The 14,677-nt window shown below is 34.3% G+C and carries 10 protein-coding genes; 7 read left to right on the top strand and 3 right to left on the bottom strand.

Annotated features, from left to right (window positions below; translation table 11 throughout):
- Positions 1-16 precede the first annotated feature (16 nt).
- From EAH81_RS10345 to EAH81_RS10335, 3 genes are all read right to left on the bottom strand, one after another.
- Entirely contained in the window at positions 17-802 is a 786-nt protein-coding gene (locus EAH81_RS10345; protein ID WP_140506628.1) for a hypothetical protein, read from the bottom strand.
- A gap of 40 nt (positions 803-842) precedes the next feature.
- Positions 843-6,137 carry a CHAT domain-containing protein gene (locus EAH81_RS10340; protein ID WP_140506626.1) on the bottom strand — a complete coding sequence of 1,765 codons (5,295 nt, stop codon included), beginning with the start codon at positions 6,135-6,137 and terminating at the stop codon, positions 843-845.
- A gap of 467 nt (positions 6,138-6,604) precedes the next feature.
- A complete protein-coding gene (locus EAH81_RS10335) occupies positions 6,605-6,955 on the bottom strand; it encodes a winged helix-turn-helix transcriptional regulator (protein WP_140507024.1) in 351 nt (116 codons plus the stop codon).
- Positions 6,956-7,228: 273 nt separating this feature from the next.
- Between EAH81_RS10335 and EAH81_RS10330 the strand changes: the two genes are divergently transcribed.
- From EAH81_RS10330 to EAH81_RS10300, 7 genes are all read left to right on the top strand, one after another.
- Entirely contained in the window at positions 7,229-7,972 is a 744-nt protein-coding gene (locus tag EAH81_RS10330; RefSeq protein WP_140506623.1) for an SDR family oxidoreductase, read from the top strand.
- 377 nt (positions 7,973-8,349) lie between these two features.
- Positions 8,350-9,651: an epoxide hydrolase family protein gene (locus EAH81_RS10325; RefSeq protein ID WP_140506621.1), complete on the top strand. Its 1,302-nt coding sequence runs from the start codon at positions 8,350-8,352 to the stop codon at positions 9,649-9,651.
- Between the two features lie 413 nt (positions 9,652-10,064).
- The gene (locus tag EAH81_RS10320) at positions 10,065-10,472 is read left to right on the top strand and encodes a cupin domain-containing protein (protein ID WP_140506619.1); all 408 of its coding nucleotides are present in this window, start codon (positions 10,065-10,067) and stop codon (positions 10,470-10,472) included.
- Between the two features lie 156 nt (positions 10,473-10,628).
- Complete coding sequence (locus EAH81_RS10315; RefSeq protein ID WP_206669081.1) at positions 10,629-11,642, top strand: alpha/beta fold hydrolase; 1,014 nt, start codon at positions 10,629-10,631, stop codon at positions 11,640-11,642.
- A gap of 211 nt (positions 11,643-11,853) precedes the next feature.
- Positions 11,854-12,264, top strand: a complete 411-nt coding sequence (locus EAH81_RS10310; protein ID WP_140506617.1) for an organic hydroperoxide resistance protein — start codon at positions 11,854-11,856, stop codon at positions 12,262-12,264.
- A gap of 314 nt (positions 12,265-12,578) precedes the next feature.
- Positions 12,579-13,595 carry a sensor histidine kinase gene (locus EAH81_RS10305; RefSeq protein ID WP_140506615.1) on the top strand — a complete coding sequence of 339 codons (1,017 nt, stop codon included), beginning with the start codon at positions 12,579-12,581 and terminating at the stop codon, positions 13,593-13,595.
- On the top strand, positions 13,576-14,343 hold the full coding sequence (locus EAH81_RS10300) for a LytR/AlgR family response regulator transcription factor (protein WP_140506613.1): 768 nt from the start codon (positions 13,576-13,578) through the stop codon (positions 14,341-14,343). Before EAH81_RS10305 ends, EAH81_RS10300 begins: the two co-directional genes overlap by 20 nt.
- Positions 14,344-14,677 lie beyond the last annotated feature (334 nt).

Below are 14,677 nucleotides of genomic sequence, written 5' to 3'. Positions count from 1 at the left end.
AGAATTAGTTATAGCATTAAACTCTTCTTGGATCTCCTTTTAAATAAGTATTACTGAATTTAAAATAAGCGGTAGAAGTTTTTTCGCCGGCTTTACCATCGACTCTAAGTACACTTCCGGCACTGTTAAGCAGCGTTTGCAATTCTTTGGCTTCGTTGGAAAAAGTATTAGGAGCATAATTTGTTTTACTGCCTTGAGTCAGTATTTGTTCCAGTATATGATTATCGGGTAACGATATCAAATGCTGCTCACTAAAACGACGTAATAATACAGCAGCTCCGCATTGTTTAGAAACTGCGTTGGGATCATAGCGTCCGTCCTGAACATATTTGCCTTTGGTATATTGGTTGGAATAACTCCATAAATAAGGCGAATTAATACCTTGTTTGTAATATCCTAATCCGTTAAATAATTCCAATTTGTAGAGGATTCCGGCAATGCTCCAATCGGTCCATGAGTTTAGTTTGTCATAAGTCAAGGCATCATTAGCACTTACTTCCCATGTAAATGGAGGATGTCCGGTTTTTGGACGCCCGGCAGGAACCTGAACTGTGCGTGCCGTAAGTGGATCGCCATTGTGTAAGTGAGTGTCAAATCTCAAACTGGCTTCCATACAATGAATAATTGCGATTACGTACCATGGGATATTCAACGGATCACCAACGGATTTATATCTGGCTTTATTCGAAACCATTTTTGCTATTAAAGCATCTATTTCAGGATATTTGGCTTCTTTTATAATGCAGGAAGCAAATAATTTTTCATAATTATTCTTTTTGTCAAAAGGTACAGTTGTGGCCATATTTGTTTAATTAAATTTGATTCATAATTAAAAATCTAAACTATTCAAGTTTTAATGCGTTGATTTTGGTTTGTAAGATTTGCGCGTGTTTATTTTTAAATAAGCCCTTTTCATCTTTAGCCAAAACATCTAAAGCACCCAATATCAAAAGGAGATTAGACATCTCTGCTTTTTTCTTACCAATAGATCCGTATTTTTCACGTGTTTCTTTATATGACTGATACAGTTTTTCCCATTCAGAGTCTTCCTTGGATATTTTAGGATCTAAGAAGAAAAGTGCCAGTTTGGTATAATTATAATCCGCTTTTTCCCAATAATCCATATTAATTTCAGAATCAGTCAATTCCTGAATTTTTCGGGTCAATGAAGTTTTATATTCTGTTTTTTCGCCAGGAGATATGGGAATTCCAGTTTTCAGAGTGTCCATATCAAGAATACTTTGATAAATCAGGTAATTGTTTAAGGCATAAGAATGTTTATGAGAATCATAAGCTTTTTTATAAAGCTGTATTGCGCTGTTATAAGCTTCTAATTTTTCAGAAATGGTTTTTGAAACATATCCTATTCTTTTGTAGGTTCCTGCCAGTAAACATTTTCGTTCTGAAGTGTCGTTTATTTCAGATAAATATTTGTAATTTTTTACAATTTTATTAAAATCAGTTATAGCTTTATCACTTTCTTTTTTATCACTTTCGTCTTTATCAATTTTTTCTTCTTCAAGGTAATTTTCAAAATGTAAGTACGTTTTATTCGTGCAGTATTTTTCCAGGGTAACTACTGAAAATTTGGCATCTTCGTTAGTGTTTAAAGCTACAAATTTAAGATCTGCTTGCTCGTACATTCCAAGTTCATAGTATATCAAGGCTTCAATTTCTGTTATTCTCGTGCAGGAAGGAAAAGCAGCTTTGATTCGGCCATTAGAGATAATTTTCAGGCTATCAAGTATATCGCTTGATTTTGTGCCTCTTACATCAAGACTGTTGAGAAGATTTTCCAAGTCAATGATTGCTTCTTCTTCAATCGTATAATTTTTCACTTCTGCAGCAGCTTTTGATCGACGTTGATAAAGTCTGTAATAAGGATCGCCATAACATTGATAAGCTCCCCAAGTATTATTTTGAGGATCAGCTTCGTTATAAATTGATGTACGAGCTCTTTTAACAGCATTTCCAAAAGACGCTCCATCAAATAATTCTTTGTAAAATTGGTCAGCAAATTTTTCAGCAGCATTATCCTCTACTTGCCAACCTGCGACAATAACAGCTTTTACTCCAATTTCTATCAATTGTGTTCCAATGTTGGCAGCCAGTCGATAGCGTTGATGGTATAGTTCATCGTCAACACCCACTATTTTTCCTAAATGACAACAGTTTACAAAAACGAATTCCGGAACATTTGACATTTGGTTAATTTGCGAAGGTGTCAGAAATTTTTCGTCTCCGATAACCATTCCTGTTCTTTCGGGATTGTCCGGATCATAAATTCCGTGACCCGCTAAATGAATTATTTTATAAGATTCCGCAAATAGGGCAGTAGTGATTTCAGCTGCACTTTGGTTGATTAAGGATTTGTAGTCGTAATTTTTAATATTCATTCGGTTTTCGACCGCATTTCCTTCTCTTACTGCTCCTGCCAATTGGTTCAGTGTTTTTGAGTTCAAGAGCGGATCGGCTACAATCAAGGCTTTTTCAACAGTAACCCTGTTAATTTGAAGTCTGTAATTTTTTGTTATAAGTTGTCGAATCATTCCGGCATCGATACAAAGTGGTTTTGCATTTGCTGAATTATCCTGTAATAATTCCCATGGATATGCGGCACTTTCTTTGTCTAAAACCCAGGAAATAGATCCTTTTCGTTTTAATTGATCTTTAAAATTATTTGGAATCAGTAATTCAAAAAGTGTTTGAGCACGTTGTTTTGACCAACTATTTTCAACTGAAATTTCATTTATAAAAGCATCTATTAATGATGTGCTTGAAAATAATTCGTTTTCTTCCTCGCGAGCATCCGATGTGGTGGCGTTAAAATTTAATCGTTTTAAAGTTCTTTCATTTATGATGGTTTCCACAGTTTTAATTGTAATTCTGTTCCACCAGTCAATTTCACTCTCTACATTAAATCTTTTTCTTGATCCGAATAGTTTTTTTACAGTGCTTCTTTGTAAAACAATATTGTGGCTTTCATCTTTGTCATTTTCCATTTTCTTGGCAGCAAAAAGACAATTGACAGCAATAGATTCATCCTGCTCAATAAATTCAAGGTTTGAAATCCTGCATTGATGAATACCTGTTAAAGAAGCTATATTTTGATTTGCCTTTGTAATACCTTCTACAATTGCTACTGCTGAGTTTTGAATCGATAATCCACCATAACCACTTCCCATTAATAAACTCGAAACGCCTATGATATCAGGACAGTTTTTAGCGCTGCATAGTCGTAATAAATAATCTGTAATTCCAATTTCGACAGTTTTTGCCAGAGAGAAAGAAGTTAATTTACCGGGTTCTCCGATGCCTACAATTATGGCACCTTTGAAAAAAGGAGTGTCATTATCAAAGATTTCACTTGTTCCGATATCTCCCGGATAAGAGCCAATACTTTGCTTGTATTTAAGGATAGAATTCAGATTGGTATCAATAGCTTTTTCTGCATAAAGTATGGCATCATTTTTAAAATGTCCTGCCATTACATGGAATGATGCATAGGATAAATCACCTTGACTAACAGTGACTGTGATAGGGGTTTCACTACTTTTTTCTTCCTGAGGAGAACCAATTCCTAAAATCGTGTTTTCAAGTCCATTTTCAGAAAGATCAAAATCAAAATGTTCTGCTACTCTAAAAGTTGCTGAACCATCTCTAAAAGAAGGTTTTACCTGAGATAATTTTGACGTACTTCCTTTTGAAAGAATTTCTTCTATTCCTGAAAATAAAGAAGGTGCGTTTGCCAGATCTCCGTGCGTTATAGAACTATAATACACTTGGTTTTTTTCTTTAAGTTCTTTAGGAATACCTAATTCCCATGTTACACTATGATCTCCCTCATGCGTATATTCAAAAAAGAGTTTATTTTTTTCTATCGTATAACCACATGCTGTTTTATCATCCTGACCCGCAATGTAAACGATGTTGGTATAATCGATACCATTTTCATTTACCAGTTTATTTACTTTAGTACGATAGTCTTTAAAACCGTCCAAAACGCCTCCTGCAGTAGCTACAGGAAGTGGCCAGGTTCGATCGCCCAAAGCAATACGCATTTTACTCCAGATTTCTCCTTTAGAATAATCTTCTTCAACTGTTTCTGTCAAGGGTAATAAAGCCAGAATACCGGGTAATTGGCTAAAAATAGAAATTAACTCTTTTTTAGTATGGGTTATATCAAGACTGCTCAACTTATTAATGATCTTATCTTCTCCAAACAGAACCGCCAGAATACGATGAGAACCTTTTAAAGGTGTTCCTAAAAAAAGAAGTTTAAATCCGAGTGTCGCATTCAGTGCTTTCCATGTTTGAGAATGATAGACCATAAAATCCCGAACCAAAACACCTCCCATAGAATGTCCGATAATTTTAATTGGTTTATTTAAAGCCATCAATTCTATGATTTTGTCATTAAGAAGGCTTGCAGTTACGGCCATAGGTTGTCTCCAGTCAAACGGGAACAGGACTACATCATAGGTAAAAGATAATTGTCGGTATAATTTTGCATAAGATGTTTTTATAACAGATTTCGCTTCTGAAGCAGCCAAAAGAGGCATATTTTTCAAATCACCGCTGATAATTCCCCAATAATTCAGCCATAGACGGTTTGTTGGCGTATAAATATTAGATCCCATAATACCGGGTAATAATATAACGATTGGTTTTTTTCCGGAAGGTGGTTTTGAATCTGGAAACAATTCGCCGCTATCTAATCCAAAAATTCCGCGATCGCTTGCAGGGACTTGAAATTGCATTACACTTTTATATCCCGGTATAATTTCTCCAACAGGTGTTTTAAGGGCATTCAGTAAAGCTGTTTGTGTAGTAGGATTAACAAAATAATGAACATGGTCTACATAACTTTCTTCCTCAAAAAAGTATTGAATATTAGTATTTCGCTGTGCTCCCAAATACATAGAATCTGTATTGACAACTAAATCATTTCTTTGCTGATACAGTAATTTTCCCAAGATAACGAGAACGCCATGAAAACTAAGATTAAGAGCACCATTTCCTGAAATGACCATTAACGGTTTACCATCGATAGCTGTAGAAGTACGTTTATAGTTCAGAACTTTTATAAATGGAGACCCGGGATTCATAGCCTCCAAACCCGGTAAAGAATCTACGTTGTTTTTTTGATCTAATACAGAACTAATCAATTCATGGGTTAAATCGGCGATTATATTTAGTTTGTCACCCAATAAATTAAACAATATATTAATGATATGGTCAATGCGCTCAGAGGCTAATAAAGTTCCTGCCGAAGGAGAAGCCACTCTGACAAATTTTTCGACAGTTATCTTTTTGCTGTTGAATAAATTATTCAGTTTTTCTATTTGTATTACATCATCAGTTCGATCTTCCTTTTTTAAAAGATCTGAGTCTTCTTTTATAAATCCTTTGTTAGAGGCATATTTAGAAAGAATGTCTCCAATTAATCCTCCTCGGGAATGACTAATAATATGTAATGTTATATTATCCGGCAATTTCTCTACTAAGGCAGCAGCATTTGATAAAGGACTTTCTGTAAGTGTACGATGCTGAAATGCCAGGATATTTTCTCCATAAGAAGTAACAATTTTACCAAAGGCACCATTGGTTTTCAAAGCACTAAATGCTCCTATAGTATCTGAATTGGTTCCGTGGATAAAAAGCAAATAAGGTCTGTCACCGGGGCTTTTATTCGAATCGAAATCAACCAATTCAAACTTACTGTTCAAACGATTAAGACCTTCCCTTAAATTTAAATGTCTATTTTCTAAATCACTGGCAATATCCTTTACTTTTCGGGCAAGGACAGGTTTAGCAAAAATCCTGATTATTTTCAATATAATTCTTCCGGCTAATCCTCTGTTCTCAGTTGAAGCGTCCAGATAAATAGGTATTTGAAAAGTAGTGGCGGCATCGCGATTAGCATTCTTAATTTCCGGGAACAATTCATGTATTGTTTCTGAATCCGAAAACCAGGTCGTACCGTCATCATAAACAAACTGAATATATTCTGTTTCTGTAAGGGTAATTTCTTTATTATTACTATTACCCCTTGTATCAGAACCTATTAAGTAGGTTTTCTTAGCACCATTTAGTGAATCAATAGGATCTTCTTTTATCGGAAATTGTATTTTCATGGTTTAGAAATTAGGTTCATGGGAATAAAAAAGAAATCTGGAATTGTTTGAGATAATAGCAATGTTATTTTTTTAATAGGTCTGGCTCAGTAAATCCTTTCATGTCATTACTGTATGTTTTTAATATTTAAAAGGAATGAAAACAATATTGTATTGCGGGAAACTTTGCAAAACAATAAAAAGCAGGCATGTAGTACTATTTTCCGTAGAGGTGAAGTTTAATTAACTGGAACGCAGTGAATTAAATAAAGTGAGCTCAAATTTAGCAATATAGAATAAATGAAAAAAGGGTATAAATACCCTTTTTTAATATTTATTATAAAGAAAATCAAGCGATTAGAAGTGAAATTTAATATAAAAAAAGAAGTCCAAATCAATTGATTTGGACTTAGATGTATTTAAAGAAAATAGAATTTTAACAACTTCTGGTTGTGCTATTTTAATGTTTTAAATATTGAATTTGAAAGTTATACTGTAGTATTAGTTTTCTTGTTTCTGATGTGTTCCCGATGCGATATTCCCCAGTTAATCATTTCGGTGATAATAGGACCAAATGATTTGCAATAATCAGTAGATTCATAAAGTATCGGTATCACAGCATCTCTGTCTTCGGTTCTTTTTACAAGATTATTTAGTTCCATATCTTTTAATTCTTTGGAAAGCATTCGTGCAGTAATTCCAGGAATGCTTTGCTGAATTTCTTTAAATCGGGTATTTCCATTACAGATGGAATTGATAATAGGCAATTTCCATTTGCCGCCTAAAACATATATCGTATCCTGAAGTGCACGAACTTCTTCTTGTTGATTTCTTGCCATTAGTATATATTTTATACTAAGGTATAAAAACATTTTATAATTTTTTAGGGTGTGGGTTGTTCACCATATAAGTGATATAAGAAAATATAAGTTTGAATTCTGATTTTAATAATTTAAATGAAGCAAATACAGGCTAACCGTTTAATAAACAGCAAACTTAAATGAACTTATATCACTTATATGGTAGGAAAATTTGGTATACTCAATGATACCGGAGAAAAAGTAATATGTTCTGCGTTTTAACTTTGTACCGTTAATTTAAAACATAGAAAAATGGACAATTTAAAAAATAAAGTTGCAGTAATAACAGGCGGAAATAGCGGAATAGGTTATGCTACTGCAAAACAATTAAAAGAACAAGGAGCTACAGTTATTATTACAGGAAGAAGAAAAGAAGCAATTGAAAAAGCAGCTTCAGAATTGGGTGTGACAGCTATTGTGGCAGATCAATCCAGTGTTTTGGATATTGATCGTTTAGCTTTAAAAGTAAAAGAAGATTTTGGACAAGTTGATATTTTATTTATTAATGCAGGAATTGCAGGTTTAGGAACTATTGAGCAGGCAACAGAAGCTTTATATGATGATATTATGAATATAAACCTTAAGGGAGCGTATTTTACTTTAAGCAAATTTATTCCAATTTTGAAAGAAGGTGCTTCGGTTGTGTTTCTTTCTTCTAATACAGCAAGTATGAGCGGAGCAGGTTCGTCAATTTATTCTTCGAGCAAGACAGCTCTTAATGCCATAATGAAAATTGCAGCGCTGGAATTGGCCCCAAGAAAAATCAGAGTAAATTCAGTAAGTCCGGGACCAACAGAAACTGAAGTAATGAAAAAAGTAGGTTTAGACGAAGAAACTGTAAAATCTATTATGGATGTTGTTGTCGATAGAATTCCGCTCAAGCAAATGGGAACTGCTGCCGATGTTGCCAAAATGGTTTCCTACATAAGCAGTGAAGCTTCTGTGTTTATTACTGGTGCAGATATTATTATGGATGGCGGAATGGTTTTGGCTTAAGCCAAAATTAAAAAAGCAAGAGTTAAAAGTGAGATGTTAGAGGTGAAAATTCACAATTAGCATCTCACTTTGATTTTAGAAAAATTGCCATAATTGAATCCAATCTTGTTTTTGCTGAGCTACTTACGAAAATTTACTTCATAAAAAATCTACTTAATCTGCTTAAATCTGTAGAATCTGCGTGAAACAAAAATCATTTTAATCTTTAATCCATCATTCGCAAATTGTGGCGGGTTAAATTTTTCAAGTTTGCGAATGTCCATTTGGGCATCAACTTCGCCTGTTTGAGATATTTTTTGATTTTAAAAGGCTTGTTATCAGAATACTTTTGACGAAGAAATTAACTGATAAACAAATAATTTAAAATCAAAAACACAATGGAAACAATTCAAACAAACAAACGAAGCATTGCAAATATTTTTGCTGTAAGTGCTTTTATCTTGCTTAGCACAATCGGTTTTGCACAAAAGAACTTAGAGAAAAGCAAAACAAATCCGGAAGCGATTCGTCCTTATCACATTAGTATTTCAGAAAAAGCAATCACAGAACTTCGTGAGCGTGTAAATGCAACAAGATGGCCACAAAAAGAAACGGTTACAGATCAGTCGCAAGGAGTGAAATTAACACAAATTCAAGGTCTTGTAAAATATTGGGGAACAGATTATGACTGGCACAAAACAGAAGCGAAGCTAAACGCATTACCTCAATTTATTACGAACATAGACGGATTGGATATTCAGTTCATTCATGTAAAATCCAAACATAAAAATGCATTGCCAATAATCATAACACACGGTTGGCCGGGATCTTTCTTTGAACTTCTAAAAGTTATTGATCCGTTAACGAATCCAACTGCTTATGGAGGAAAAGCAGAAGATGCTTTTGATGTTGTAATTCCTTCCATGCCCGGATATGGTTTTTCTGAAAAACCTACAGGAACAGGTTGGGGAGTAGAAAAAATTGGAAACGCCTGGGATGTGTTGATGAAACGTTTGGGATATAATCATTATGTTTCGCAAGGCGGTGACTGGGGCTCTGTAATCGCAGATGCGATGGCTCGTCAGGCTCCGGAGGGATTGTTGGGAATTCACGTGAATATGCCTGCGACTGTACCGGCAGCTATTGCTAAAGCATTACAAGACGGAGATCCAGCACCAGCAGGATTATCAGTTAAAGAAAAAGCAGCATTTAATTCGCTTAATAAATTATACACTCGAGGTGGAGGATATGCCGGAATCATGGTAACACGTCCGCAAACTATAGGATACGGACTTACAGATTCGCCAGTTGGTTTGGCTTCATTTTTTCTTGATAAATTCAATGATTGGACTTACAGCGGCGGAAACGCAGAAAAATCATTGACAAGAGATGAAATTCTTGACGACATATCGTTGTACTGGTTTACTAATACAGCCAATTCTTCGGCAAACTTATATTTGGAGAACAACAATAACAACTTTAATGTTGTGGAGCAAAAAACAAACGAAATCAAAATTCCGGTTGCTGTAACAGTATTTCCGGGAGAGATCTATCAGGCGCCAAAAAGCTGGACTGAAAAAGCCTATAAAAATCTAATCTATTTCAATGAAGTAAACAAAGGCGGACATTTTGCTTCTTGGGAAGAACCTCAGCTTTTTACAGAAGAACTACGTGCCGCTTTTAAAACGTTAAGAAAATAATTAAAAAATCCGTGTGTGGTTTATTTAAACACATAGAAACATAGATTTTAATTTTAGGAAAGAGTAAATAGAAAATTAAAATTTCTTCACATAGTTCCGAAGCGCAATGTCATTTTAAGTTAAGTTTTTTTATTTTAAAGTCACTCCCGATAGCTATCGGGATAAAGGATAAAAAAGATTTAAAAAAATCTGCTAAATCTGCTAAATCTGCATGAAACAAAAAAACTTTGCGACTTTGCGCGAGATTTATTCGACAAAAGTCCCGAAACTTCCGGACGGGATATACTTCCTTAACTTAATGAGATTGCCCGAAGCATCGGAATGAATTCATGTAAAGTGAAACGACTTTTCAACATTAAGGAGAACTATGTTTCTATGTGTTAAATAAACCACACAATCTATATACAAACATTATGAAAACAAATAAAAACTTTGGATTATCAGCAATTGCAATATTACTTTTTATGGCTTTTGCTTCAAATAGTGCTTCGGCGCAACAATCAGGAATAAAGCGTACCGATTTACAAAAACATGATCTTAGTATTCCGGGAAAAGAAGCTGTTCAGGTAAAAATTGATTTTGATGCTCATACTGCTTTTGGAAAACACTTTCATCCGGGAGAAGAAATCATTTATGTACTCGATGGTACATTAGAATATGAAGTAGAAGGACAAGGAACGGTAACTCTAAAAGCAGGCGAAGTTTTGTTTATTCCGGCAGGAATAGTTCATTCAGCAAAGAATAATACCAATGCAAAAGCTTCAGAACTCGCGACCTATGTAGTCGAAAAAGGAAAACCAATTTTGGTACTGAAAAAATAAACATTTATGAAAAGGCAGAATTTTCAACTTTCGCTCTGTCCGTTTCACCATTTACTTTGTCCGTTTGAACTCTTTTCTCATTTCAGAATAACGATTGTCGGGCTACTTTTGACGAAGAAATTAACTAACAATCAAATAATTAAAACATCAGAAATTATGAAAACAATATCAAAAATCACAAACAATATTGCTGCTTTAACTTCCAAAGTATTTTTAATAGCACTTCTTTTCTTTGGCGCAACAGTTGTCAATGCACAATCAATAAACTCTTCACTTGGAACTTTGAAACAAATCAATGCAGGTTTATTAAACGTAGGATATACAGAAGCAGGACCTTCAAACGGAACTCCCGTAATTTTACTTCACGGCTGGCCTTACGATATTCACAGTTATAACGAAGTCGTTCCAATTTTAGTTTCAAAAGGATATAGAGTAATCACACCTTATTTAAGAGGATCCGGAACAACAACGTTTCTTTCTAAAGATACTTTTAGAAACGGACAACAAGCTGCATTAGCAAGTGATATTATTGCTTTGATGGATGCGCTTAAAATTGATAAAGCTATTATTGGAGGTTTTGACTGGGGAGCAAGAACTGCTGTAGTTATGGCGGCACTTTGGCCGGAACGTTTACAAGGATTGGTTTCGGTAAGTGGTTATTTAGTAGTGAATCTTGAAGCCAACTTAAAACCATTGCCTCCAAAAGCCGAACTTGGTTGGTGGTACCAATATTACTTTGCTACCGAAAGAGGAAAACAAGGATATGCACAAAACACTTACGAATTTAACAAACAGATCTGGCAATTGGCTTCTCCGTTATGGAATTTTGATAAAGCCACTTACGATCAAACTGCTCAATCTTTTGACAATCCGGATCATGTAGCAATTGTCATTCATAATTACAGATGGCGTCAATCACTTGAAGCCGGAGAATCTAAATACGACAGTTTGGAGAAACGCCTTGCAGCAAGACCAACAATAAAAGTTCCGACGATTACAATAGCAAGTGATTTTGATGGCGCTTATGCAGATGGAAAAGCTTACGCAGACAAATTCACAGGAAAATACGCCCATAGAATTTTAAAAGGCATCGGACATAATGTACCGCAAGAAGATCCAAAAGCATTTGCGCAGGCAATTATTGATGTAGATGGGTTTGGGAAAAAGTGAAGATTATAGATTTTAGAGTCAAGATGAAAGAGGCAAGATGAAAGAGGCAAGATGAAAGAGTCAAGATGAAAGAGTCAAGATTATAGACTAAAGATTATAGACTAAAGATTATAGAATAAAAAGGCAAGAGGCAAGATTATAGAATAAAGATTTAGGATTGAGTCAACAATATTTAACAATTAATAATCAACAACTAACAATTAAAAAAGTCATGGAAACAAAAATTTTATACACGGGAAAAACGCATACTACCGGTGGTCGCGAAGGAGCATCAAAAAGTTCAGACGATCAATTGAATATTAAACTTAGTTCTCCGGGATCTTCACGTCCGGGGACAAATCCGGAACAGCTTTTTGCGGCTGGATGGTCAGCGTGTTTTATTGGCGCAATGGGAATTGCCGCTTCTAAACTAAATATTAAATTGCCTCCTGATACAGCCGTAGATACAGAAGTAGATTTATGTCTGACCGATGGAGCATATTCTCTTCAGGCACGTTTGAATATTAGTCTTCCGGGATTAGATGCTGAAACTGCCAAAAATCTGGCTCATGAAGCACATCAGACTTGTCCATATTCTAAAGCAACAAGAGGAAATATTAATGTAGAAATTAATATTCTGTAACAACAAATTAGTCATCCTGCAAAGTTTTTAAAGCCTTGCAGGTTTTGTATTTAAAAGAGAATTTATTAGAATAAGTTTAAAGGAATTAAAATCATTTTTTCAAGCATGACAAAATGATAGTTTATGTCTATTTTTGATTTTTAATAGCTAAAAACCAATTAGTTATTGTTATTCATGTAAAGTTATAATTAAATATAATTTTTCGTAAGATTTAGTACTAATTTAAAATTCAGAATCCTTGATTTCAAGATAAAATCATTTTAAAAAAGTTCTATCTTTGACAAAGCAAGAGCTAAAAAACAGATAAAAAAATTATGGAAAAAGTAAAAAGCTTTCACGTTTCCCGCAAGGTGATTTGGGGAAGTTCTATAGCGTTGGCAATTCTTGCTTCGATACCCAAATTATTTGATGCCGATTCTACGCCTGGAGATATTGTGATCAATTCTTCGATTACTTTAATGTTTTCCATTTTTATATGGTATTATAACATTTACAGCCTGCCTAAATTTTCGGCTCAGCGCACAAACAAAAGTTTATTCAACTGGAAACTCTTATTGAGTGTTGTTTTGGGGATTTTGATCATGGTTGTATTGGTAATTGGACATCAGGAACTTTTTCAAATTTCTAAAATGGACGCACCAATTATGTTCGAATTGCGAGGCGTTCTGATCAATTTGATCGTTTATATGTTTCTGCATTTGCTCTTTCAAAACTACCAAACGCAGCAAATGGGAATGGAGTTAGAACGTACTCACGCAATAAATCTTGGCGCACAATACGAGCTTCTAAAACAGCAGGTTAATCCACATTTCTTATTCAATAGCTTGAACACACTAAAATCAATGGTAGATATTCAGGATCCTCAGAGTTCTGACTTTATTTTGAAGTTATCCGACTTTTATCGTTTTACACTCGAAAGCCGTAAACTGGATTTGATTCCGCTTCGGGAAGAACTTCAAATTTTAGATTCGTATGTTTATTTGCTGAAAGCCCGTTTCGAAGACGGATTTGTTCTCATAAACGAAGTCGATCAAAAACAATACGACTCCGCAATTCCGCCTTTTACTTTGCAATTATTAATCGAAAATTGCATCAAACATAATATTGTTTCTTTGGATAAACCTTTGCAGATTAATTTATATTCTGAAAATGATTTTCTGGTTATAGAAAATAAAATACAACTCAAAAGAGGCGTATTATCTACAGGCGTTGGTCTTGATAATATCAATCAGCGTTTTGCACATCTAATCCATAAAGAAATTGAAATTGACAAAACCGAAACTATTTTTAAAGTAAAAATACCAATGATCTATGACTATCGTAATAATTGAAGATGAAGTAAAAACCGCCAAAGCCCTTGGTCAGCTTATTTTGAGTATCAGACCCGATGCTCAAATTTTGTCGTATATACAAAGCATAGAAGGCGCAGTGAGTTATTTGCTGGAAAATGATCAGCCTGATCTTATTTTTATGGACATTCAGCTCGCAGATGGTTTGTGTTTTGAGATTTTCAAGAACGTTGAGGTCTTGTCTCCAGTAATATTTTGTACCGCTTTTGATGATTATGCAATTGAAGCTTTTAAATCAAACGGAATCGATTATGTACTAAAACCCTTTTCAAGAGAAAGCATTGCCCAGGCAATTAAAAAAGCAGGTGAATTGAAGAACTTCTTCCAAAGAAATAAAAAAGCGATGCCTGATTTTGAATACCTATTGACCAGAACAGGCGAGAATACAGGAAAAAGCAGTTTTTTAGTGTTTAAAAACAATAAATATCAAACTGTATTAACAGAGAATATTGCGTTCTTTTATATTAAGAATGAAACCCCAACAATTATGTCTTTTGACAAAACGGAATATCAGATAACACAATCCCTCGATGAGGTTCATAAACTATTGTCGCCAATACAATTTTTTAGAATCAACCGACAATATTTGGTTAATTTCTCGGCTATAAGAGAAGCGGAGCATTATTTTTCACGCAAATTAATCTTAAAATTAACCGTTCCTACCGAAGAAAAATTATTAGTTGGAAAAGAGAAAGCAACTGCCTTTTTGAGCTGGCTGGAGAATAGGTAGACTATTGTCTATTATTATTATTATTATTATTATTATTAAAAGCTCCGGAGGAGCACAATATTTATAGCCAATACAACACGCTCGTTCAATTAGCTCCAGCGGAGCGATATTTTTGTTTTCTTATGATTCTAAAATGTCACCCCGATGGGGTTTCTTTGAAAATGGGTAAAATTTCTATAAATATAACGTCCCAATGGGACTCATCTACCAGAAATAAATTCTTTTTATCCCGATAGTTATTGGAGGGAGGAAATAATTACACTCAACGGGTTATTATTATTATTATTATTATTATTTACGCAGTTAGGTTTAATTTAAACACAATATTGTCATT

It is taken from the genome of Flavobacterium pectinovorum, from assembly GCF_006438875.1.
GTDB lineage: Bacteria > Bacteroidota > Bacteroidia > Flavobacteriales > Flavobacteriaceae > Flavobacterium > Flavobacterium pectinovorum_A.
Note: the sequence above shows the minus strand (reverse complement) of the source record. Positions and strands in the feature narration are given on the sequence as shown.